This is a genomic window from Dyadobacter fanqingshengii (assembly GCF_023822005.2).
Classification (GTDB): domain Bacteria; phylum Bacteroidota; class Bacteroidia; order Cytophagales; family Spirosomataceae; genus Dyadobacter; species Dyadobacter fanqingshengii.
In genome coordinates this window covers 3,804,371-3,827,667 of record NZ_CP098806.1, presented here as the reverse complement: position 1 = coordinate 3,827,667, position 23,297 = coordinate 3,804,371, and the positions used below count along the sequence as shown (strand labels likewise).

The following is a 23,297-nucleotide window of genomic DNA, read 5'->3' as shown; positions in this document are numbered from 1 at the left end:
AAAATCCTACTTTTAGAGGATTGATTGCCTGGCTACTAGCCATCTACCTTTGTAGAGTCAAAAAGGACATTTTATAACATTTATCTATTCAATTATTAATCAAAACAGCCATGAAAAAGATTTTTCTGATTTTATTCCTGAGTACATTATTTTTTGCCTGCGAGGAAGACAAAGCCAAGGATCCGGCACCTGAACTGGCCGCCCAGGTTGCGGGCACTTACAAGGTGACGGAGTTGAATGTGGACGGAACCAACAAGCCGTTAAATGGAGCAGCAATCACTGTTCTGCTCGATAAGTTTTCTGCCGAAGTTGTGACTGCCAAAATGAAGCTGAAACTGGACGGCGTTTCAGAACCGGATGAAGATCTGGGAACATTAAACCTTAAAAATGCAGGAAGCACAGGGATTGACATTTATGAAGGGACAGAAAAAGTAGGAAGCGTTAGATCCAATAAGCTGAACATTTTCGTGGTTTTTGACGGCCAGGAAATCGAAATGATTGCAGACAAACAATAGTGCAATGGTTAACTGAATTAAAATAGGTTTATAGAAGATCACAGTCAGAGGCGCTTGCTTCCAGGCTGTATGCGGATCCGGGGCAGATTTACCAGTTTTTCTGCTCCCGGATTTTTTTATTTCAATGTTATTTATTCAATGAAATTTGTTTCGAATAAGCTTCAAACGGAACCGAAGGAATGTATCCTTTCGTGCCGTTTTCCAATTCTACCCGAAAACCTTTCGCCATTTCTCCCAGTATTCGCACCAATGTATTGGCTGAAATGGAGGCGATTTTACCAGACTGTTCAAACTGCGGAGAGATATATAAATTGGCTTTACGTCGGATGCGAACCGTGTCGCCGAGCCAACGCGACCGTTCGGGCAAGCCGGGAATTTTTTCTTTGCGGTTATCAATAAACGACAACGGATTCACCGCTCCGGAACCCCGGGCATAAATGCCAAAATGCAGGTGCGGCGCTGTGGTAATTGCATTGCCTGTGTTTCCTACCAGTCCAAGTGTATCGCCCACAACCACACGCTTTCCAACAGAAACCAGTTGACTATCCAGATGTGCATAATACAATGAATATGGGCTATTCATGGAGGATAGGAAAACGACTTTTCCACCCAGATTGTTGGTTCCCGTTTGGGTTACGAAGCCATTTTGTGCTGCGACGACAGGCGTTCCTCGCTTCGCCCGAATATCAATTCCTTCATGTGAGCGGATTCCGCCATCCCGGTCCGCTCCCCAAAAACTGATCACCGATGACATATCATGTCCTGAAACCGGGAAACCTAATGCTGGCTCGGTGGTTAACGAAAGGGAAACTGCTATTTTTTCACCTAGACCGGTTTGTAAGCGCAGTAATAATGTGTCGGAGTCATCATTTGTGTAGGTTAATGTTTGCATTTTGTCGCTGATGTAGTCGAGTCGCTGCGGCTTACCGTTATGCTTGATCTTGTATAGCTCCATGAAAAAATGCGACGAAGTATCTTCCGGCTCACGCGAGGGCGCTATGACCAATCTTCTTCCTTCGGGGATGTTTAACCGTATCGCCTGCGCCGGGACGGAATCCCCAAGGAAAAACCGCTCCTGGTAGGGCGCGAGCGAAAATATGGAATCATTCAAAACGGCATCGCTAACCCTGAACCAGGTTTGCCCAGCAGCAGTCTTCTCCATTTTCGCCTTAAAAAGCTCCTTCTCATAATGTTCCAGCGGAGTCACCGGAAACCAATGCGAAACCGGCACTGGCTTACAAGAAACGGCAAACTCAATCACCAACGCCACAATCAAAAGCCGTATCAAATATTTCATTTCGACAATTATTAACCTTTTACCGATGGTTAACAAATTCGTGCCATTGGGGAAATGGATTGGGTGCTAATGAGGTGAAGTGCATAATTTGCCGACACTACATTTTTTATACTATCATCCGGCAAACATGAAAAATTACAACGTATTGGTTAATGCCATTGAGGCAACGCACACCACGCTTCATCAGAATGCAATCAAAGCGATCAACAAGCATGTAACGCTTAAAAATTGGCTGGTCGGCTTTTACATTGTCGAATTTGAGCAGAATGGTGAGGACAAGGCAAAGTATGGAGATAAATTGCTTCAACGACTTTCTGATTCACTCAATCAGAATGCTTATTCAGCCCGCAACCTTCGGCTTTGCAGACAATTTTACTTGCTATATCCCGAAATTTCACAAATCATTGGTAGCCAACTTGGCCAGCTTGGAATCGGAGGCGCTTCAATTTGGCAATTACCGATTGCCAAATTACTTACAGTTGATAATGAGTTGCTTAATAGAGGAAATGCCGTGTTCGCAAGAGGTGCCGATAACGGTTCAAATGTTCAGGTAGATCTGGAAAAACTTATTGATAGGTTGTCTTATACTCACCTTGTTCAGCTTTTCCCTCTCAATTCTACGGAGAAACGTAGCTTCTACGAAAGCGAATGCATCAAAGGCAATTGGAGCGTGAGTGAATTGAAGCGTCAGATCAATACGCTGTATTATGAGCGATCGGGGATGAGCATTGACTCGGAAAAGCTTAGTTTGCACGTGAATGAAACTTCGGAAAAAGCAAACCTGGCTGATCTCATCAAGTCTCCTTTCACTTTTGAATTCTTGGGATTAAAGGCCAAGGAAGTTGTTTATGAAAATGATCTGCAACAAGCGCTGATTGATAATCTGGAAGAATTTTTGATAGAACTCGGTCATGGGTTTTGTTTTGAAGCCAAGCAAAAGCGCATCACGATAGGCGGAGAATACTTTTTTATTGATCTGGTCTTTTATCATCGTATTTTGAAGTGCCATGTGCTGGTTGAATTGAAGACCAATGAGGCAAAACATGAACATATCGGACAGCTAAAAACTTACATCAATTACTACAAAAAAGATATAATGCAGCCGAATGACAACCCACCCGTAGGATTGTTACTAGTTACGGATCAGAACAAGGCGCTGATCGAGTATGCAGTTGCAGACAGCGATATGCCGCTGTTTGTCAGCAAGTACATCGTCGAACTGCCCACAAAAGAAGAACTCGAAATATTCATTAAAAAAGAATTGGCTCAACATTAATTTTACCCAACCCGCTTGTAAATCGTTTCCGTGGCTTTGTCTTCCTGGCCTTCGGGGGAAATGTTGTAGGCTGTGATGATGAGGTTATCGTTGTCTAGCAGGTCAACGACGGTGCGCCAGCCCCAGGGTTCGGGAAAATCGGGGCTGCCGTAACTGCCGAGGACTGAGAAGCCGGACGTTGTGGGAGCACCGTTGGATAACATTACCCCGGTTCCCATGTGAAAACTGTCAATCCACGCAGACTGAAAATTATTATTTGGGATGTCGAAGCCGTAAATGGCGATGCCCTCGAAGGGTTGATCCGTTAATGATCCTTTGTATTCGTGCATGACGAATCGGCCTCCCAGTATGGAACGGATTGTGCCCTCCATAGGTGATTCGTCTGCTACAACTCCTGGCTCGAACCAGGTTTTAGTGGTTCCTTTCCAGGTTCCGATGAGCGATTGCAGCTGTTGATGAACGCCTGATTCTAAGGATGTTTCGAATTTTGATTTGGCCATGGGGTTTGGATTTTGCCAGGAATGCACGGATTTTCACAAATCCTATTCGTGGATATTTGTGCATCGGTGGCATTAATATTAGTTTTCAATTTTAGTCTAAAACAAAAATAAGGACATAATTTATAATTAACTGGATTCAAACGGTCAAGTAAGAGGGGCATTTGAGACAAAAAAACATTATATTGTCCCGCACTTTGCTTAAATCGTCAACACAATGATACAGTTAGGTCTTTTGATTACAAATAAGCATCGTTTGCTAAGTGTAGCGGCTATCCTGGATGTTTTTGAATCGGCGAACATGTTTTACGAGCGGGAGCACGGCGCTCCTTTTTTTAATATTAATCTTTTTTCTCCGGACATCAATCCACCGCAGTTTTACGGGGCTTATGAAATCAGCTCGGTGACTTTGGCAGAGCAGCAAAACCTCATATTGGTGCCGGCTTTCGGTGCGGGTGACTTGAAAGCCTCGATCGCGAAAAACCAGATATGCATTCCCTGGCTTTGGGATCAATACAAGAATGGAGCTGAAATTGCCAGCTTTTGCACCGGCGCTTTCTTACTCGCAGCGGCTGGCTTATTGAATGGAAAGGAGGCAACAACCCACATCGACGCCGCTATGGCACTGGCTTCAAACTTCCCGGAGGTGATCATGAAAAGCGATGCTGTTGTGACTGATGACCATGGTATTTACACAAGCGGCGGCGCAACGAGCAGCTTTCATTTAATGCTTTATCTGATCCAAAGATTTTGCGGCAAAGAGTTGACGCTACAAACTGCCAAAATGTTCGCGATCGATATGGACCGTGAGCAGCAAACCTATTTCGGCACTTTTTCGCCGGCGCTGGATCATGGCGATGGTTTGGTAAATATGGCTCAGCAAAAAATCGAGAAAGAATATCAGGAGGGAAGCACCATTGAGGCTTTAATCCAGGATATTCCGGCGAGCAGGCGCAATGTAGTGCGGCGGTTTAAGCAGGCGGTTGGCGTTACGCCTATTGAATATTTACAAAGGACGCGCATTGAAGCAGCCAAAAAACTCCTTGCACAGACAGACCAAAGCGTGCTAGAAGTAATGTTGAACTCAGGGTATAACGACCTGAAATCGTTTCGGCAGCTGTTTAAAAAGAGCACGGGCGTTACGCCAAAAGAATACCGTGACAAATTTAACATTTCAAGGCTGGACGGAAGCCGGATGGCAAACCGCGGCGTCGCCCATTATTAATGCACCTTTGCCACCTTGCGGAATGTGCTTTGATTTCCCTGTTTCACTTCGATGATATATGTGCCAATCGGCAAATGTGTCAGATCAAGTTTGTGGGACAATTTGTTTGATGGCTTTTGCACATGGCCATTCTGATATAGTCTTCCAGTTTTTGCATCGAAAACTTTTAGCGTAACATCTGCACTATTTTCATTTGCCAATTCAATGTTAACAAAATCCGTTATCGGATTTGGGAAAACATTTACATCTTCGTGCAAGGGCAACTCTTCACCCAGTTCAGGCGCTGCTGCTGCAGTTCTCGCATTTTGTGCATTTGAAGCCATTACGAAAATGGGTGTTTCTGTGACCGTAACCGTTACTTTTCCGTCTACGATGCCTTTTTCCTGCATTGCCATATGGTCGCTTCCGGCTGTTGGCGTGTAAATTTTCGCAACGCCTGTCTCTCCTAAATTAATGGTATACTCGGCTGTACGGCCCACTTCGTCAGGGATAGCGAGTATGAACAGCGATTTGCCATTCAGTTCATAGCGGTCCACAACCGGGTCAGCATGAATGGTTTCTTTGTAAACGTAATCACCAAACAGGTTTTTGGTTTGAACAAAATAATCAGATACTGGCCTGCGTGACTGGTCATCATTTAGTAAGCCCGAAGACCCAAACATCCATCCCCAGGCGGGGTTATCATCATACATTTGATAATAAAAAACCTTCTCAATGCCATGGCGAGCCGAAAACAGCGACGTGCGCAGGATCCAGTCGGCTTGTGTTTGCATTGGAGATTTGTCACCAATGGGAATCGCTTTCAATGGACTGGTTTGTGTTAGATCATAACCCGCTTCCGTGATCCAAACTGGCATATCTTGCGACATTTCTTTGGATGTTTTTACAAAATTATCAAGCGTTATGTGCGCAGTACCAACCTCGGGAGCCACTCCCCGCGTGGAAGTGCCGCTTTGGTTCGAGGAAGCGTCATCTGTATAAAGGTGAAAATTCACCACGTCCCAGCAAAGGTTAACGCTGCCATCGGGACGGTAACCCCTGAATTCTTTGCACCAGTCAACCATTCCTTTGAGATAATCAGGGCCGGTGACCATTCCGGCGATTACAACCTTCATGTTGGGATCAGCATTTTTTACGCCCACTCCCGGTCCCATTGTGTTTTTATGACCATCATAAAATGCCGAAATGTTGGCAGCATATTCGCGCGCGGTTTGATAACCTTTTCTGCCCTTCCACCATTTATCACGCTCATTATCACATTCAATATATTTGATCAGACCCAGGCCGATCTTTACGGTGTTCGCATAGTCACCATGCCATCTTGGGATCGTGTCTACTTTCAATAAGGATGGGTCAACATTCACATTGCTGCCATAACGGGCAACGTATTGGAACGCGACTTTGGCTTGTTCAATGTAAGAAAGCGGGTCTTTGAAATCCTTTCCGTAACGCACCGGCACATTCTCGGAATCTCTTTCGCCCTCAGGATAAGAGGCCAGCATCCATCCCGGAAGCGTTTTCAAACAAGCCAGCACTTCTATATTTTCCTGTTTTAGTCTCTCGTAGATCAGGTCATAGTTCCAGCTTCCGCTTAATGTTGGATTATAAGAAAAAACACCTTCTCTCGATTCCAGTTTTTCCCAATCCATATAATGCCGGAAACCGGAAAAGCTTTTAGCAGCAGTCACTTTCGACTCGACAAGCGATTCCGTATGTGCGCCATCCTGGAAATTCCACTCGTAACCATTCACGCCCAAAAGGTCATTTAACCGAATGTTCTTCGTGCGTCCCGGCGCATTGGATGGTGGTGCTGGCGTATAACTTCCATACAGTTCCAGCTCGGTAGGGAGTAAGTTTGGAATTGTTAAAACTAAATAGCGGATGTTGGAGACAGGTGCATCCAGCTTAAATTGCGTATTGGAAGCTCTATCCGGATAAGGCCCAACCCAGCCATTATAGACCGAGCCAGTGAATGTCGCCACCTGAATGCGGTTCCATTGGTCGTCAATGACAGACAAAATGAACGGCTGATTTTCTGTCGAACCCGTGAAATCGAAAAATTTAACACTTTCCAATGTGATTTGTTCGCCGTCTTTCAGCGGATAATAAGCGTCGTAGTAGTCGATCGCCTTTCCCCAGCCTGTAAGCACATCGGCCTGCGTATTGCCGTCAAAAAGCCCTTCCAATCCATTAGCAGCATTGGTTAGCTGATACCAGCGTTTTGGGTCGAGGATAATTTTCGCTCCTGCTATGGGGTCGGTAGGGGTGGATTGTTCGGTAACGGTTAAGTTTCTGCTCACATTGTCTGCTTGCAAATAATGCTCGCTTGCGCTTTGCGAGGCCGTTATTGTTGTTTGTCCAGCGCCGAAAAGCGTTACTTTCCAGATGCCGGTTGCATTGGAAACGGTTGCTACTGCGGTGTTTGAAGAAGAAAAAGTGACAGGCGATTCGTTGTTGTTGCTACTGGCAACCAGGTTAAAGGTTCCTTCCTGCAAGCCTTTGGTGCCAAGCTCGCTAAAAGTAATGGTCGATTGTTCCTGAACGGTGCCTGTTGTGATTTCAAACCAGTTCAGATTAAATGCGCCACGATTTGCATAAATGCGTAAAATTTGGCTGCCTGCCGGAAGATTAACCGTCGTGCGGATTGTGCTGTAATTATTCCAACCGCCTGTTTGGGGAACATTTACATTTCCCAGGACTGTGCCAGCGCCGTTTTTAATTTCGATAAGGCCATTTCCATAACTATTCGAAACCCGGAAACCAATGGTGTAAGCGCCAGCCGTTGCGATCTTCACATTGTAATCAAGCCAGTCGGCGTCGTCAATGTAAGTGACCGATGAGCCGCCGTCTGTGTCGGTGGTTTCTTCGGTTCTCACGTCGCTGGCGAGGTCGAATGTTTCAGCTTCCATCCTGCCAGTAAGCGGGCGTGATGCTTTGGCTTCAAACCAGTTAAAGTTCCAGCCACCTTTTAAGGATTGAATTTTCAAAGTTTCATTTCCTGCGGGCAGTGCTGCAAGCATATTAACCGTTCGCCAACCTTGCATGCCGCCCGTTTGCGGGACAGTAACGCGACCTAACTCTGTTCCATCACTTTTTTTCAATGCAAAAGAAGCTTCGGGACTATAACCATTAGCTACGCGATAGCTGAATGTGTAAATGCCCTGCTCCGCTGCGTTGACCTTGTATTCCATCCAACTATCATCCTGGATCCAGCCCACATTTTCACCTCCGCCTTCATCGGTTGTGGCTTCCGTTCCAATGTTGTTGGAAGCGTTAAAATTTTCCGATTGAATTCTTGCAGGTAACGCAACGCCAATGGCAGGTTCGCCTTGGGAAATGAGTTCAAACCAATTGAAATTGAACGCGCCTTGCGGTGTTGCGAGGCGGATCAACTGGCTTCCGGCTGGTAATGTTAGCTGTGTGCTGAGCGTCGCCCAGTTTTGCCAGCCGCCGGTTTGAGGCACGTTAAGCTGTCCTAATACTGTTCCACTGCCATTTTTTATCTCAATAACCCCAGAACCATAGCTGTTGGCAATCCTGAAATTGGCCGTGTAAGTGCCGCCGGCTGCAAGTTTAATATTGTAATCCAAATAATCGCCATCATCAATGTATCCTACATTTAGGTTTCCGTCTGTATCAGCGGTCGTTTCGGTGCGAACGTCGCTAACGGCATCAAAATCTTCCGCTTCGATCCTACCGGAAACGTTGCGCGAGGCGGATGCTTCAAACCAGTTGAAATTGAAACCGCCTTTTTCCGCGAAAACCCTTAATGTTTGGTTGCCTTGCGGGAGCAATGCTACAAAACTAATGGTGGTGTAGTTTTGCATGCCGCCGGTTTGCGGCAAAATGCGTTGGCCAAGGTCGTCGCCATTGGCGGATTTAAGCGAAAGCGCCGCTTCCGGACTGTATCCATTGGCAACCCTGAACCGGAATGTGTAGTGACCCGCAACGGCCACGTTCACGTCATAATCCATCCAGCTGCCATCCTGAATCCAGCCCACATTCTGGCCGCCATCTGCGTCTGATGTTGCCTCAGTGCCCACTGAGTTCATTGTAGTATATTCCTCGGCCTCAATCTTTCCCGGAAGGGACTTATATGACTGTGCCTGAATGATAAAGGAGGAGAGTAAAAAATAAGCCAGTAAAAGTCTTTTCATTCCCGAGGGGGTATAATTTTTCTCGGAAGATACAATTTGTTTGAATTATTTTAGGTAGAATGTAGAAACTTTACTAGGTTAATTAGGCCACCACTTCAAGCAGATAAAATCCGTAAGGTTCGATCACCAAAAATTCGGCATCGTTTCCTGGTTCATAGAAATTTTCACGCCAATGATCATATAGTTTTTCAGGAGCATAACCATTGTAGCGGAATGAATGCCAGGTCAGATATGCACTTTCATCACTATAATTAAAAATGCAGTAAAGTGCCTTTTCCCGGCCGTTTCGCACGAAACCGGCTATGTGGATATTATGCCGGGGCAGCCATCGCGTATTTTTTGTATCCGCAACCACATGAAGGCTTTTCCTGATTGCAAGTAATTTTTTGGTCCCGGAAAAAAGCTGGTTTTCAAGGGTGCCTTCCACCTCATTTCGATAAGCAAGCATAGGAAGTCCGCCTATGAAAAAACTGTTGGCTTGCAGGAGCAACATTTTTTGGATCGCCGTATTGATCTGCATTTCGCTTCTTTCCTGAATGGCCTTTTCCAATCCGCATAGCGAAGCCAAAGTGCTGCTTCTATCATCATCAGCATTTGTGTAGGTGATCCAGGTTGTGCCGAAAGGTTTATCCGACAAAGCAGCCTCAGCCTCGACCATTGCAGAAACCTGACCGGAGGCCAGCGCGTCCCATTGCAAAGCCGTTTGGGTTTTATTGTAAACAAAATCACATTCCTTAGCCATGTATCGGCCTTCCCCGAAAAATTTCATCGCCTCTTCCAGTGAATCGTTTGCTGAAACCGCCAGGGCCATGCCGGGCGATGTGACCTGTAAACACTGTTTGATTAACTGCAGAATGGTATGGAGCTGGGAATGATTTCCCTGAAAGTCAGCCACATCGATCCGTAAGATATCCACACCGACATTAGCATGTGCAAGAATACCGGTCAGCAGATTTACTAATGCACCTGGGTTGGAATAATCTAAAATTGCCTGATCATTGTGAGACAAGTCAAGCATTAGAGAAATGCCATTTTCATGCAACAAAGCGCTTATTTGATCCATATCCTTCTCAGCATCGATCAGATGAAGCACATTGATCCCAAGATCCTGGAAGTAGGGGAGTTTGTCTGGGGATTTACCTGATTGCCCGCTCAAATGTTCCATTGGGAGGCTCATCCCAGCCAGCTCGTTGCTTAAATACCAGTTTTCCGGCTTTTTATTGTCCCGGTCTTTTAAATCGTGGGGCCGGTTGAGATGGGAAGCAATCAGCACTTCTATCAGCTTTGTGAAGTGGGCGCTGAATTCGGGGTGGTCATTGTATAGTTGTGTGTATAGATCACGAATTTCGGCGGCATGCAAGACCAGTTTGGTGTAAAATTTTTTGTCTGCGCCGGCAATGTCAAGATTATTATTTTGCACAGCGTCAAAAAGCGCTGTAACGATTTGGTTATTATCCATGATTCAAAAAATTAAGCCACTTCACTCCAACTAATTCTTCAATAATACGAATGTAACAGGAGTAATTGAGACTTACATCTGCAGTATGCCGTCGCAGCGGACTGCCGCACCAGCGGACTGCCGCAACAGCGGACTGCCGCAACAGCGGACTGCAACTTAATTAAAAGCAGGAATATCGGGCTCACCGCCTGGATCGCGCAATGGTTCCACTTCTGGGATAACAGGTTCAATAGGAGGCAGTTCAGGTTCTGGATAAATAGGAGGCGTTTCCGGATCTCTTTCGAATGGTGGCGTTTCCTCAGGCACATCCGGCGATGGTACTTCGGGACGCGGATCGAATGGCGGTGTTTCACGCGGATCGGACGGATCGTTTTCAATGTTCGACCCTTCCCATTGTGAGGCTATTTGGTAAATATCCATGGTTTTCAGACGTTTGTTGTTCAATAGAAATGTAAGGAAGCTGGTTACAATAACTGTGCCGCGCATCGCATGCCGGGCATCGCATGCCGCGCATCGCATGCCGCGCATCGGGTGCCGCGCATGCGGGCTCACCATTCCAGATTCTTTCCAGTTTTATTTCTCAATTTCGCACCGGATGAAAATTTTGATAATAGAAGACGAAAAAGAGCTGTCGGAAGTGATTCGCCAATCACTTGAAATGGAGGCGTTTCTGGTGGAGACCGCCGGAGATTATCGCAGCGCATTGGACAAGATCATTTCCTTCGATTACGACTGCATATTACTGGACATCATGCTCCCCGGCGGCAGCGGGTTGAACCTTTTGCAGGAACTGAAAAGCATGGAGAAGTCCGATAATGTCATTATTATTTCGGCCAAAGATTCGCTTGATGACAAGCTTGCGGGCCTCAACCTGGGCGCAGACGACTATCTAACCAAACCATTCCATATTGCCGAGCTGACCGCCAGGGTGAAGTCGGTTTTAAGGCGTAAATCCTTTCAGGGGAAAAATCTGATCGAGATCGCAAATCTGAAACTGGAACCGGATGAAAGAACTGTTTCAATTGATGGTAATACGCTGGCTTTGAACCGGAAAGAGTTTGATATTTTAATGTACATGATCCTGAACAAGAACCGGTTGGTGAATAAAACCTCCCTGGCCGAACACGTTTGGGGTGATTATATGGACGATTCGGATGATTACGAATTTATTTACTCCCAAATCAAAAACCTGCGTAAAAAGCTCAAAGAAAATAGCGCGGGCATCGAGATTCAGGCTGTTTACGGCATTGGTTATAAACTGGCGCAACTATGAATTTGCTCAACCATACATTAAAATATCTCGCGATCGCATTGTTGGGAATCCTCAGTGTGTGGGCTGTGCTGTTTTATATCAATATGCTGGATGAGGTTTACGACAGTCTGGACGACGGTTTGGATAATTATAAAATGCTCATCATTGATAAGGTGCGGGAAGATCCGGGCACATTATCGCGAAATACATTTGGGGAGGGGAATTATGAAATTTTCGAAATTTCCGAAAAGGAAGCGCGGAAGATCAAGGATATTTATCAGGACACGCTCATGTACATGCAGAATGAGAAGGACCTGGAACCTGTGCGAATGTTGTCAACTACATTTTTCCAAAACGGCAAACATTATGAATTGAAAATCATTTCCTCCATGGTAGAAGAAGATGATTTAATTGAGGATTTGTTTTTTGCATTGATATGGCTTTATGTGGCCTTGCTGGCGAGCATTCTTTTGGTTAATAATTTATTGTTGCAAAAAGTCTGGAAGCCGTTTTATGATTTATTGGAACAATTGAAGCGTTTTCGGTTGGGTAAGGAACAGTCTTTCGAGCCGGTTGAGACCAATGTAAAGGAATTCCGTGTTTTGAATGAGACCGTCGGCGCGCTTGTAAACCACGCTGTTGACATTTACAGCAGCCAAAAACAATTCATAGAAAACGCATCGCACGAGTTGCAAACCCCGATAGCGATCAGCATGAACAAGCTGGAACTGCTGGCAGAAAGAAACAATTTGCCCGAAAGCGACATGGAGACGGTCGGGCAGGTTATTCAGACATTGGAAAGGCTCACAAGGCTTAACAAGTCGCTTTTACTGCTTTCCAAGATTGAAAACCGGCAGTTCAGTGAAGCGGAAATCGTCTCTGTAAATCAAATTTTGAAAGAACTGACAGAAGAATTTGCTGATTTCGCAGCATTCAAAAATGTCACCATTTCTTTGGATGCAAAAGCTGATCTCCGCGCACTCATGAGTAAAGATCTCGCTGCGATCCTCATATCCAACTTGTTAAAAAACGCAATCGTCCACAATGTCTCAGCCGGGACAGTAAACATGGAAATCAACACCCATTCATTCAAAATCACCAATTCAGCCAAAGCCGCCGCGCTTGACCCAGAAAAAATGTTCCACCGCTTCCACAAAGATTCAAACGACAACAATAACACAGGTCTTGGGCTAGCCATTGTAAAAGCGATCGTCGGATTTTATGGGTTTGAGATACGATATTGGTTTGAGGACGTGCATGTGATCGAGGTGATATTAACGGAATAGTTGTCTATTACGAGTCCACCACATTGAGTGCTTTCATGCATTTAGAAATTTTTTTGCACGTCATGGAATTATTTATTCCGTTGTTTTGTAATCTACGCACTGTGCAGTATTATTAATATATTCAAATTTATCTATATATCTTAAATCATGGAGGTCAGGAGAGTGGAGCGGATATCGAAAGCGTTGAGCGACCCCAGCCGTATTCTTATATTACAAGAGTTGCGCCAAAAAGAGGATTGTTTGTATTGTCACGAAATTTCAGACTTTATTGATTTAACCCAACCGTCGATTTCTCATCACGTAAAGCAACTAGCCGATGCAGATCTGATTGTAGTAGAAAAAGAAGGAAGGAACGTGAAGTACAAATTGAATAAAGAGGTTCTCAATGAATACGTTCAGTTTTTGAACAAATTACAAATCTGAGTTTTTTTACCCTAATACATCGATACATTTCGATATATTAATAGGTAACCAGCGTTTACTTATTAAATGTGAATTCAGAAAAAGTACTATTAGCCATGAAAAATAAAAAACCATTATCCAATCAATCGAAATATTTAAATTAATCTATACATGGAAAAGACCATTCAATCTGCCAAGATCATATCCGGCCTCATTATAACTGCCGTGATTTTGCTATCTGTATTCTTTAAGGGATACACGTCCGAAAAGCCTGAATCTGCGAAAGCAACAACAAAAGAGCAGGCTGCCAGCGTCGCTCCGGTTGGTGTTCCCGTTGATGGCCAGGTGCTTCATTCGGAATCATTAAATGAGGAAATGACGGTTTCAGGAACGCTGATGGCGTATCAGGAAGTAAGCATTTCGAGCGAGTTGAACCGCAAAGTAGTTGCGGTACATGCCAAAGAAGGAAAATTTGTCAACGCGGGAACAATGTTGTTCAAACTGGACGACGCCGATCTGCTAGCCGAACTGGAACAATTGAAACAACAGGAAAAGCTGGTTTTACTTAATGAAAGAAGGCTTAAAGATCTGATTGACAGGGAAGCAGCCATTCAGCAAGATTACGATCAGGCTTTTACAAACCTGAAAGTTTTACAAGCGAAAATTGAGCAATTGAAAGTGATGATCGCCAAAACCAGCATCCGTGCTCCGTTCAGCGGTTACCTGGGCATTGTGAATGTGTATACCGGTGCTTTTGTAACCCCGGGAAGTCCGCTCGCATTGCTTACCGACAACAGCCGTCTGAAAATTGACTTTGCTGTCCCTGAAAAACATGCGAATACGCTGAAAACGGGCGATGAAGTGCAATACAATGTAGAATCCAACGACAAAATTTACAAAGGCCGGATCGTTGCGCACGAAGCGGGGCTCGATCAAAAAACCAAAACATTGCTGATGCGGGCCGTTACGGATAACAAAGGCAGTGAGCTGTTACCAGGCCAAAGTGCGCGGTTAACATTACGTTTAAGCAATACCGGTAATGCATTAATGGTCCCAAATCAGGCTTTGATCCCATCTTCGAAAGGTTACAGCGTGTATGTGGCCAATGCAGGCAAAGCAGGTTTCAAATCCATTGAAGTGGGCGAGCGTAATGCCTTTTCAGTGCATGTTACAAAGGGTCTTGCTCCCGGCGACACCATTATTACGAGCAATATGCTGCGGTTAACACCCGGTTCAGCCATTCAGTTGGTCTCTATTAAATAAAAAATCTATTAGTCATGAGTGCTATTTCACAAGTAAGTATTTCCCGGCCGGTTCTGGCCGGGGTGATGTCCGTACTGCTTATACTTTTCGGGATTGTCGGTTACACATTTTTGGGAACGCGGGAATATCCCGTGACAGATTCGCCCATTGTAATGGTAACAACGGTTTATCCCGGGGCCAGCGCCGATATTATTGCCTCCCAGGTTACTAAGCCATTGGAGGAAGCCATTGCAGAAGCGAATGGGATTCGTTCTGTATCTTCCACTTCCCGCGAGCAGGTGAGCATTATTACCGTTGAATTTGAACTGAATGCGGATCTTGAAGCAGCTGCAAATGATGTTCGGGATAAGGTTTCAAAATCACGCCAGCAACTGCCGACAGACATTGAGCCGACCATTGTGGAGAAAGCGGGACCAGCGGATTTCCTGGTGTTCCTCACCGTTCAAAGCAAGACAAAAACGCTGGAAGATGTTACCGATTTTGTTAATATCAACATTAAAGAAAGGCTGCAATCCATCCCCGGCGTAAGGTTGGTCGACTCCTACGCAGGCAGAAAACGGGCGATGCGCCTAAGAATGGATCCGGTAAAACTGGCTTCTTACGGCCTTACCCCCACAGACATTCAAACCGCATTGCAACGTGAAAACGTGGATTTACCAAGTGGTCGGATTGAAGGCGAAAACACGGAAGTAACATTGCGGACGCAGGGGAGACTGGTTACAGAGGACGATTTCAACAATATGATCCTGCGGGAAAGTGACGGAGCGATTGTGCGGTTCAAAGATGTGGGCCAGGCAGTGATGTCGTCTCAAAATGAGCGTACTGCGATGATCGTTTACAATGGGAAAACAGCCGACTACGGCGTGGGAACGGGTGTAAGCCCGCAACGCGGCGCCAACTCGCTGGCCATTGTGGATGAGTTCAAGAAACGTTTTGAAGAAATTAAAAAGACAGCTCCAAAAGAATATGAAATTGCCCTTGGTAAAGACTTTACAGTTCCCGTAAGAAACTCATTATCAGAAGTAGAGGAAACATTACTGCTCGCCTTCGCATTGGTTTCGCTTATTATTTTCGTCTTTTTGCGCGATTGGCGAAGCACATTGATCCCGCTGCTGGCCATTCCGGTTTCCATCGTTTCGGCATTCTTTATCATGTACATCGCCGATTTCTCAATCAATGTGCTAACCCTACTGGGGCTGGTTCTGGCGATTGGACTCGTGGTCGATGACGCGATTATTGTTTTGGAAAACATATACAGCAAGGTCGAAGAGGGAATGTCGCCCATTCAGGCGGCGCGCGAAGGTTCCAATGAGATTTATTTCGCAGTTATTTCAACCACCATTACGCTAGTCGCGGTGTTCCTGCCGATCCTCTTTCTAGGTGGTCTCACCGGACGTTTGTTTAAAGAATTTGCCATTGTCGTAGCCGGTTCGGTGACCGTTTCTGCCTTCGTAGCACTTACTTTGACCCCTATGATGAGCGCATATTTGCTCAAATCGGGCACTTCGCACAATTGGCTTTATAAAAAGACTGAGCCTTGGTTTGTCGCGATGAATAATGCTTATGCAAGATCACTTTCCGCCTTTATGAAAGTGCGCTGGCTGGGAATCGTGCTGCTTCTGGTGTCGTTTGGTGTTGCTTTCTGGCTTGCACCGAAACTGCCGTCCGAACTCGCACCGCTGGAAGACAGATCCATGGTTGGACTTGCGGTAATGGCTCCCGAAGGCACTTCTTATGAAAGTATGGAGCAAAGCATGAAGGATATCGGGAATTTTGTGAGCGATTCCATCCCGGATCTGAACGAGGAGCGCACTTATACCGCCGTGGCTGCCGCAGGAGGAACATTGACGCAGCCTGTGAACGGTGGTTTTCAATGGATTTTCCTCAAAGAACCCAAGGATCGGAAAAGCGGATTGACGCAACAGCAGATCTTTATGAAGCTCGTTGCAGCCTCGCAGAAATTCAGGAATGTGCTCATTATTCCCATTCAGCTACCGACCATTGGTGGTTACGGAAATACACAACCAGTCCAGTATGTTGTGCAAGCGCCTGATTTGAAAGCACTTATTGACATTATGCCAAAGTTAATGGGACAGGTGAGCAGCAATAAAAAACTGGTCTTCGCTGACGCGGATTTTAAAATCAACCGACCTGAAATCAGCATTAGCATTGACCGTCAACGTGCCGCGCAGCTGGGCATTTCCACGCAGGCAATCGGGCAGACATTGCAACTTGCATTGAGTAGCAGAAGATACGGTTATTTCATTCACAATGATCGTCAATATGAAGTGATCGGCCAGCTCGATCGGGAAGACAGATCGGCACCTTATGACTTGAAATCATTGTATTTGAAATCAGGAAGTGGCCAAATGGTGTCTCTGGATAACCTTACAAAGCAAAATGAAGGCATTAGCCCTCCGGCAATTTATCGCTACAATCAGGCTTACAGTGCGACCATTTCAGCAACACCGGCCGCAGGGGTTAGCTTAGGCGAAGCCATTCAGGAGTTGGATAAAATTACGTCCAAAGAGCTCCCTAAGGGTTTCAGCACAGCACTGGCAGGACAAAGCCGGGATTATTCTGAAAGTAGTTCAAGCTTGATCTTCGCATTTATTTTCGCCATCGTCCTTATTTACCTGGTTTTGGCAGCACAGTTTGAAAGTTTGATTGACCCATTTATCATTCTTTTGACAGTTCCAATGGCATTAACGGGCGCATTGCTAAGCCTTTGGTTTACGGAACAAACTGTCAATATTTTCAGCCAGATCGGGATCATTATGCTCATCGGTCTGATCACCAAGAATGGTATCCTTATCGTCGAGTTCGCCAACCAAAGCAAGGAATCGGGCACCTCAACATTTGAAGCCGCAAAAATTGCAGCCGTATCAAGATTCCGTCCGATCCTGATGACTACGCTCGCCATGATCTTCGGAACATTACCGATCGCATTATCGCTCGGAACAGCTTCCGGAAGCCGCCAATCACTGGGCATTGTGGTTGTGGGAGGCTTGATCTTCGCCGGAGTGCTTACACTTTATGTAATTCCTTCAATCTATTCCTATTTGTCCAGACCGCATAAAAAGCGCAAAGATGATGGAAATGTAGCAGTTGAAGAAGAGGCTTTATTACACACACATTAATCCTTTGAAGAAATATTAATACCACATTCAATCATGAAAAAGTTATTTTTAAATCAATATATCTGGGCGGCAAAAGCATTTGCCATTGCATTGACGCTGAGCCCATTGCTGTCTTTCGGGCAGGCGCAACCGTTGTCTTTGCAAAAGGCAATCGAGCTTGCACAAAGCCGGAACCGCGACCTGCGAATCGATTCGATCAACATTCACAAAGCCAAACAACAGACCGCCATTACGCGCGGTTTGTTGATGCCCAACATTAGTTTGACGGGACAGTTTCAACATTATTTCCAAAAACCGGTTTTTTTCGGTCTGAATGGTAATACGGGTAGCTCTGAAAAAATAGGTTATGGACGTTTTGGCGGTGAAGATATTGGCACCGCGCAAGTTTCTTTGGTTCAGCCTATTTACAATTCAGGTGCAAAGCATGAAATCGAGCGCAGAAAGCTGCTTGAAAAACAGAGCCAGCTTTCATTCCGCCAAAGGGAGGTCGACGTGGTGGCGCAGGTAAAGCAAAATTACGTTCAGCTGCTCGTTCTGAATGAGCGATTGAAACTCCAAAAGGAGAGTATCGTCAGAAACCAGAAGGCATTGAATGATTCCCGTTCGCTCCTCGCGCAGGGCCGTGCATTGCGGGTGGACACATTACGGGCATACACGTCCGTAAAAAACCTCGAACCCGATGTATTGAGACTTACTTATGCATTGCAGATAAGCCAGCAGCAATTGAGAAATCTGCTAGGAGATGTTTCGGAAACCAATTATGTACTTTCGGATTCACTCGAACTCAATGCCAACGAAACAGTTCCTGCCGAGGACAGAACGTACAAATTATCCATTCAGCAACGCCCCGACTTGCAGATTCTTACATTGAACAAGGAAATCAGTGATAAGGAGATTGAATTATACAAATCGGCTAGATTGCCTGTTGTGAGCTTTATCAGCCAATATCAAATCCAGACACAAACCAACCAATTTCGTTTCGGCAACGCTGCTTACCCACCCGTTTTCTACGCCGGAGTGCAATTTGCAATCCCCATTTTCAGCGGAAACCAAAACATCAATAAAATAGCATTGGGCAAAATCGAGAGACAGCAAGCCGATGTGATTTACAACAATGCGCAGGAGCAACTGAAAACCGAAGTAAAACAGGTCTTGGCCAGTCTGATTGAAACATCCGAAAGGATCAAAACCCAGCAGAATGTTTCTGAAACAGCAGAACTCAGTTATTCCATCACAAAATACAGATACGAAAAAGGCGTCGCTTCGAGGCTGGAACTTATCGATTCCGAGTTCGCATTAACATCAGCCAAATCCAATTATCTGGAAGCAGTTTATGATTATCTATCCTCAAAAATCGAATTGGACCGCATTACAGGCAACGTAAAGGATCAGCTATAATATTTTACTCAGCGTTAATAATGATCAACTGGTTGTGTTTAGGTTGTGTATTGTGAGAAGAACCCCGGATACTGTTTGGGGTTCTTCTTTTTGTTTGTGTAAGCTTACTAATTAGCTGACATTGTGGATGCGTACTTTCTTTCTGTTACTGAGTGAGTATTTCCAGATTTCACATCGGTTGATTTAATTGTTTTTACTCTTCCATCGGGATAGTGTGTATAATTCAGAAGTTCAGCGGAGGCGAATTCCTTAAATGGATGATAATTAAATTTCTTTTCAGTTACCATTTTAATTAGGTACGGGCTGAACTTTCCAAAAATCGGAAGATATTTGCCGGTCCCGGAAGCCAAAAAATCGGGATTCAGTGGATAAAGATCCGGGGTCGCGCCGACATAGCTATAAGCCAGTTCCTTAAATTTATCACCTGCCTTATTATAAAACGCGACTGAAAGCAATCTTGCTTGGCCATTTGGTTCGAGTGAATATTCAAATTCTTGTCGCTCATTCGGTTCAAACTTATTGAAAGCTTTAATCAATTGTTGATTTTCGTTGTACTCATATTTGGTGGTGCCGTTAAAATTATTTCCCACACTGCTTTCGATACAAAGCCCGTTTGCATTTAACGTGTATGAATTATCCGCAATTTTCTTGTTGGTGCTAAACTCGTATCTGGTGCTCTTAATGTACTGATCAGAATAGGCATACTCGATGTAATAGTTATAACTTTCGAGGGCCTCTTTTGTAAGGAGATTCCTGGGTCCTGAGTACAGAAGCTTTCTGGAACCGTCGCTGATCAACTTACTATTAGCCGCAATCTTTGCGTTTTGACTACTGGCTGCATTAGCTTGTTCCGCAATTGGACTCAAAACCGCATCTTTCTCATTCTGGCAAGCCCCCAGAAGGCTGACGATAATAATTGCCTTTGTGATAGTGGGTGCATTTCGAAATAATTTCATACTATTTATGTTTGTGTTATTAAATTGATTTAACGGAGCCAAACATATTGCTGAATTGATTAAAACGAGAAACCAAATGGCAAGTGGAAGGGCTCAATGAGTGTGTGGTAATTAAAAAACAGGCTTGACAAGATTGCTGCCAGGCCCGTTTCTATTTAAAAATAATTAATACTACAAGCCTGTTGGCGTCGTGTATTTTCTTTCAATTAGTGATATTGTTTTACCCCAGCTGTCTTTTGTTGTAATAGATTTAATCGCAGATGAGCCATCATTGTTCAAGGCATACGTATAATTGTAGACTTTTTCAGCCGGCACGCCATTTGGAATGTAGTATGTTTTTTCGATGGTTTGTTTTAACAGAAACCTGCTGAACTTTCCGAAAATAGGCAAGTATTTGTTCGTGGCCTGAGCTAAATGTTCTGGATTCACCGGAAACCAATCGAACGAAGAATATCCACCATCCGTGCCGTCCACATATTTGAAATGCAGCTCTTTTAATAATACATCGTTTTTATCATAGAATGTAACAGAATACAGTGATGATCCCTGACCATCAGGATCCATTTCATATTGGTATTCTTGTCGCTGATTAGGTTTGTTTTTATTGTAAGCCAAAAGCAGCTGATTCATTTCATTGTATACATAAACTGTCGTAAACTCCAGTGTAGGCATAATAGCACTTTCTACACAAAGCCCCTTAGCATTCAGCGTGTAGGTGTCATATGAATTGATCTTATTATAGTTAGCAAGATTCGTGTACGTGCCAATAATTTTGTTTCCGGAATACGCATACTCTTTCGAATATTTGCTATTCACAACTTCTTTTGTAAAAACATTCCTAACTCCAGAATAGGATAGGCTGGCATCGCCGTCTTTAACCAACAGTTTCGTTACAACTGTCTTGGCATTAGCGTCAGATGCCTGCTCATGCGATGTAGCAGGTGATACAATTGCATCTTTCTCATTCTGGCAGGCGCTTATCAAGCCAGCGAGGATTAGGGCCTTAGTAATCGCCGGTGCATTGTGAAGTAATTTCATGATTTTGAATTTTAGTGAATATTTGTTTAACCTCACCAAACGTATTGCATGAGCGCTGCTAACAGAAATCCAATGGGCAAATGGTTAATATCAATGAGCCTGCGGTATAAAAGGGTTTGATGCACCATGGCACTGTTTTTATAACGTATACCGAAAAAGACAAGAAATCATGAAAGCACTGACAAATACAGGCAAGCAATATGTTGAAGACGTTGCTGTAAAATATAATCTCAAAACCGAGACTGTTGAAGCGCTGTTAAGAGCAGTAATCAGCGGAAATGGAACAATGGCCCAGTTCAACATTGCAGAACTTGGCGGATCCGGACAGTGGATGAAAGGCGGTATGACGATGGTAGGTGATATGTTCAATAATTCGTTGAAAAGCACAGTAGATAGGCTTTGTAGTGAGCTATCCACCCAGGTTACCAGCCAGGTTCTGTATGAAGAAACCGGTAACGAATCGTTGGAATGGCATCAAGAGAGCAGATCTACGGCAACCGATAGCAATATAACCAGTTCCTGGCCTTCTGTCTTTGGAAACCCTACGTCAAGCGGCTCACAGAACAATTTCCGATATGCCTATTTTGCGCCGGTAAGGAGGCTTGTTATTGAGGAAAATGGCAAGCGGACAATTTATGACACAAAACATCATCAAATTACCGGCATTTCGCAACAGCAAGGTTCGGGGAATTCCTACAAGTTTACCAGCCAGGAAGGCCAGGTGGATTTGGGAAGTTTGGATTTGATATCTGAGCCGGGTGAGCAAACGCAGCCAACGCCGGAACTTGCATATGATGTTACTTCAACGGCCGATCTGCACAGGGAAAGCCAGACGAGCCCGACTGATCGCAGCCCGCAAGATATCATTATTGCGACGATTGAAAAGGTGAATATTTTGTTTGAAAAAGGGCAGATCAGTGAGGAAGAATTCAAAGCCAAAAAGCAGGAATTGCTCGCAAGATTATAAATTTCTGAACATATCATTCGCGAACGACGGCCGGAGGGAAATCATTTCTCCGGCCGTTTGAGTATGTTTTAGGGTGTATTTTAACGTTATTTGCGTCAAATACCCAACCATGATATTTGCACAAATTTCAAAAATAACGGATCCGATCGTCGTGAAAATGGACAGATGGTTCGACGAAAGCATTCGCTTTGTTCCCAACCTGATCATAGCGATTCTGATTCTTGTCGTTTTCCGGTTTCTGGCTCGTTACGGCAGTCGGTTTATGGAAAAAGGGCTCACCAGGGCTTCACAAAACATTGCATTAGTCAGTCTGATTTCCGCATTAACCCGCATTGCAATCGTTACAACGGGCTTGTTCTTTGCGCTCGGCGTTTTGGGTTTGGATAAAACCGTTACATCGTTACTGGCAGGGGCCGGGGTGCTGGCTTTGGCGCTTGGTTTTGCATTTCAGGATCTTACCACCAATTTTATTTCCGGCGCATTTATTGCAATTCAACGCCCCATTAAAGTCGGTGACGTGATTGAAACCAACGGTTTTACAGGCAAAGTCCTTTCCATCGGCCTGCGATCGGTCAAGTTGGATAATTTCGCTGGACAGCTTGTGGAGCTTCCGAGTAAGGATATTTTTCAGAAACCTATTGTAAACTTCACACATTCAGGCGATAGGAGAGTGCAGCTCGAATGCAGCATTGGTTACAAGGACGATCTTTTTCTTGTGGAAGAGGTAGCGCTTTCCGCCATCAAACCCCTTCCATTCCTGCAAAAATTGAAACCAATAGAATTAAACTTCATCCGGTTCAGCGAAAAGAGCATTGATTTTGAAGTGCTATTTTGGATTGATCAGTCCAAAATAGGGCCTGGGCCAGCAAAAAGTGTGGCTATGAAGTCGATTAAGAAGGTTTTTGATGAAAATAATATTGCTTTTCCGACGCCGGTCCGGCCGATGGAGATTGCCAACATTGCTCCGTTGAATAGTCCAAGCTAACCGGATATTCAATCTCTCCCTCGCAATTACCGGTTTATACTATTCTTTGCACTTAAACGCAGATAGTGTAAACCATTTTTTTTATTCAAAATTTCTAACAATTCAATGTTTAAAATTTCCCTCCTTCGATGGCGGCATTGCCTGCCATTCGTTCTGATTTGTCTATGCACAATCTTGCATGCAC

18 protein-coding genes are annotated in these 23,297 nt (G+C 44.7%); 11 read left to right on the top strand and 7 right to left on the bottom strand.

Annotation, left to right across the window (positions count from 1 at the left end; translation table 11 throughout):
* Positions 1–110: 110 nt before the first annotated feature.
* Positions 111–515, top strand: a complete 405-nt coding sequence (locus NFI81_RS15845; RefSeq protein ID WP_234611472.1) for a hypothetical protein — start codon at positions 111–113, stop codon at positions 513–515.
* A 127-nt stretch (positions 516–642) separates the two neighbouring features.
* On the opposite strand, the gene NFI81_RS15840 is transcribed toward NFI81_RS15845, so the two are convergent.
* Positions 643–1,812: a peptidoglycan DD-metalloendopeptidase family protein gene (locus NFI81_RS15840; RefSeq protein ID WP_234611473.1), complete on the bottom strand. Its 1,170-nt coding sequence runs from the start codon at positions 1,810–1,812 to the stop codon at positions 643–645.
* Between the two features lie 127 nt (positions 1,813–1,939).
* On the opposite strand from NFI81_RS15840, the gene NFI81_RS15835 reads away from it, so the two are divergent.
* Entirely contained in the window at positions 1,940–3,088 is a 1,149-nt protein-coding gene (locus NFI81_RS15835) for a PDDEXK nuclease domain-containing protein (RefSeq protein WP_234611474.1), read from the top strand.
* 2 nt (positions 3,089–3,090) lie between these two features.
* Here the strand turns inward: NFI81_RS15835 and NFI81_RS15830 are convergent, their stop codons facing one another.
* A complete protein-coding gene (locus NFI81_RS15830) occupies positions 3,091–3,588 on the bottom strand; it encodes a DUF1579 domain-containing protein (RefSeq protein ID WP_234611475.1) in 498 nt (165 codons plus the stop codon).
* 214 nt (positions 3,589–3,802) lie between these two features.
* Between NFI81_RS15830 and NFI81_RS15825 the strand changes: the two genes are divergently transcribed.
* Positions 3,803–4,810, top strand: a complete 1,008-nt coding sequence (locus NFI81_RS15825; RefSeq protein ID WP_234611476.1) for a GlxA family transcriptional regulator — start codon at positions 3,803–3,805, stop codon at positions 4,808–4,810.
* On the opposite strand, the gene NFI81_RS15820 is transcribed toward NFI81_RS15825, so the two are convergent.
* The 3 genes from NFI81_RS15820 to NFI81_RS15810 form a co-directional block, all read right to left on the bottom strand.
* Positions 4,807–8,967, bottom strand: coding sequence for a carbohydrate-binding protein (locus tag NFI81_RS15820; RefSeq protein WP_234611477.1), 4,161 nt, complete (start codon positions 8,965–8,967; stop codon positions 4,807–4,809). The genes NFI81_RS15825 and NFI81_RS15820 overlap by 4 nt on opposite strands.
* An 82-nt stretch (positions 8,968–9,049) precedes the next feature.
* A complete protein-coding gene (locus tag NFI81_RS15815; protein WP_234611478.1) occupies positions 9,050–10,426 on the bottom strand; it encodes an alpha-amylase family glycosyl hydrolase in 1,377 nt (458 codons plus the stop codon).
* A 156-nt stretch (positions 10,427–10,582) separates the two neighbouring features.
* Positions 10,583–10,981 carry a hypothetical protein gene (locus NFI81_RS15810; RefSeq protein ID WP_234611479.1) on the bottom strand — a complete coding sequence of 133 codons (399 nt, stop codon included), beginning with the start codon at positions 10,979–10,981 and terminating at the stop codon, positions 10,583–10,585.
* Positions 10,982–11,021: 40 nt separating this feature from the next.
* Between NFI81_RS15810 and NFI81_RS15805 the strand changes: the two genes are divergently transcribed.
* The 6 genes from NFI81_RS15805 (at position 11,022) to NFI81_RS15780 (ending at position 19,167) form a co-directional block, all read left to right on the top strand.
* A complete protein-coding gene (locus tag NFI81_RS15805) occupies positions 11,022–11,699 on the top strand; it encodes a response regulator transcription factor (RefSeq protein WP_234611480.1) in 678 nt (225 codons plus the stop codon).
* Positions 11,696–12,964: a sensor histidine kinase gene (locus NFI81_RS15800; protein WP_234611481.1), complete on the top strand. Its 1,269-nt coding sequence runs from the start codon at positions 11,696–11,698 to the stop codon at positions 12,962–12,964. The genes NFI81_RS15805 and NFI81_RS15800 overlap by 4 nt, the downstream gene beginning before the upstream one ends.
* Before the next feature lie 147 nt (positions 12,965–13,111).
* Complete coding sequence (locus NFI81_RS15795; protein WP_234611482.1) at positions 13,112–13,387, top strand: ArsR/SmtB family transcription factor; 276 nt, start codon at positions 13,112–13,114, stop codon at positions 13,385–13,387.
* Between the two features lie 150 nt (positions 13,388–13,537).
* The gene (locus NFI81_RS15790; RefSeq protein ID WP_234611483.1) at positions 13,538–14,629 is read left to right on the top strand and encodes an efflux RND transporter periplasmic adaptor subunit; all 1,092 of its coding nucleotides are present in this window, start codon (positions 13,538–13,540) and stop codon (positions 14,627–14,629) included.
* Positions 14,630–14,643: 14 nt separating this feature from the next.
* Entirely contained in the window at positions 14,644–17,769 is a 3,126-nt protein-coding gene (locus NFI81_RS15785) for an efflux RND transporter permease subunit (protein ID WP_234611484.1), read from the top strand.
* A 33-nt stretch (positions 17,770–17,802) separates the two neighbouring features.
* Complete coding sequence (locus NFI81_RS15780) at positions 17,803–19,167, top strand: TolC family protein (protein WP_234611485.1); 1,365 nt, start codon at positions 17,803–17,805, stop codon at positions 19,165–19,167.
* A gap of 107 nt (positions 19,168–19,274) precedes the next feature.
* Here NFI81_RS15780 and NFI81_RS15775 read toward each other — a convergent pair whose 3' ends face one another.
* A complete protein-coding gene (locus NFI81_RS15775; RefSeq protein WP_234611486.1) occupies positions 19,275–20,123 on the bottom strand; it encodes a hypothetical protein in 849 nt (282 codons plus the stop codon).
* A 171-nt stretch (positions 20,124–20,294) separates the two neighbouring features.
* A complete protein-coding gene (locus tag NFI81_RS15770) occupies positions 20,295–21,161 on the bottom strand; it encodes a hypothetical protein (protein WP_234611487.1) in 867 nt (288 codons plus the stop codon).
* Between the two features lie 169 nt (positions 21,162–21,330).
* Here NFI81_RS15770 and NFI81_RS15765 point away from each other — a divergent pair, with 169 nt between their 5' ends.
* Together NFI81_RS15765 and NFI81_RS15760 are read left to right on the top strand one after the other, a co-directional pair.
* The gene (locus tag NFI81_RS15765; protein ID WP_234611488.1) at positions 21,331–22,128 is read left to right on the top strand and encodes an SHOCT domain-containing protein; all 798 of its coding nucleotides are present in this window, start codon (positions 21,331–21,333) and stop codon (positions 22,126–22,128) included.
* A 109-nt stretch (positions 22,129–22,237) separates the two neighbouring features.
* A complete protein-coding gene (locus NFI81_RS15760; protein WP_234611489.1) occupies positions 22,238–23,113 on the top strand; it encodes a mechanosensitive ion channel family protein in 876 nt (291 codons plus the stop codon).
* The last annotated feature ends 184 nt before the right edge of the window (positions 23,114–23,297 follow it).

Coding starts and splice junctions, on each gene's coding strand:
- NFI81_RS15780 (WP_234611485.1), top strand. CDS start 17,803: ATGAAAAAGTTATTTTTAAATCAATATATCTGGGCGGCAAAAGCATTT.
- NFI81_RS15785 (WP_234611484.1), top strand. CDS start 14,644: ATGAGTGCTATTTCACAAGTAAGTATTTCCCGGCCGGTTCTGGCCGGG.
- NFI81_RS15800 (WP_234611481.1), top strand. CDS start 11,696: ATGAATTTGCTCAACCATACATTAAAATATCTCGCGATCGCATTGTTG.
- NFI81_RS15765 (WP_234611488.1), top strand. CDS start 21,331: ATGAAAGCACTGACAAATACAGGCAAGCAATATGTTGAAGACGTTGCT.
- NFI81_RS15770 (WP_234611487.1), bottom strand. CDS start 21,161: ATGAAATTACTTCACAATGCACCGGCGATTACTAAGGCCCTAATCCTC.
- NFI81_RS15760 (WP_234611489.1), top strand. CDS start 22,238: ATGATATTTGCACAAATTTCAAAAATAACGGATCCGATCGTCGTGAAA.
- NFI81_RS15845 (WP_234611472.1), top strand. CDS start 111: ATGAAAAAGATTTTTCTGATTTTATTCCTGAGTACATTATTTTTTGCC.
- NFI81_RS15795 (WP_234611482.1), top strand. CDS start 13,112: ATGGAGGTCAGGAGAGTGGAGCGGATATCGAAAGCGTTGAGCGACCCC.
- NFI81_RS15815 (WP_234611478.1), bottom strand. CDS start 10,426: ATGGATAATAACCAAATCGTTACAGCGCTTTTTGACGCTGTGCAAAAT.
- NFI81_RS15825 (WP_234611476.1), top strand. CDS start 3,803: ATGATACAGTTAGGTCTTTTGATTACAAATAAGCATCGTTTGCTAAGT.
- NFI81_RS15775 (WP_234611486.1), bottom strand. CDS start 20,123: ATGAAATTATTTCGAAATGCACCCACTATCACAAAGGCAATTATTATC.
- NFI81_RS15835 (WP_234611474.1), top strand. CDS start 1,940: ATGAAAAATTACAACGTATTGGTTAATGCCATTGAGGCAACGCACACC.
- NFI81_RS15840 (WP_234611473.1), bottom strand. CDS start 1,812: ATGAAATATTTGATACGGCTTTTGATTGTGGCGTTGGTGATTGAGTTT.
- NFI81_RS15820 (WP_234611477.1), bottom strand. CDS start 8,967: ATGAAAAGACTTTTACTGGCTTATTTTTTACTCTCCTCCTTTATCATT.
- NFI81_RS15830 (WP_234611475.1), bottom strand. CDS start 3,588: ATGGCCAAATCAAAATTCGAAACATCCTTAGAATCAGGCGTTCATCAA.
- NFI81_RS15805 (WP_234611480.1), top strand. CDS start 11,022: ATGAAAATTTTGATAATAGAAGACGAAAAAGAGCTGTCGGAAGTGATT.
- NFI81_RS15790 (WP_234611483.1), top strand. CDS start 13,538: ATGGAAAAGACCATTCAATCTGCCAAGATCATATCCGGCCTCATTATA.
- NFI81_RS15810 (WP_234611479.1), bottom strand. CDS start 10,981: ATGGTGAGCCCGCATGCGCGGCACCCGATGCGCGGCATGCGATGCGCG.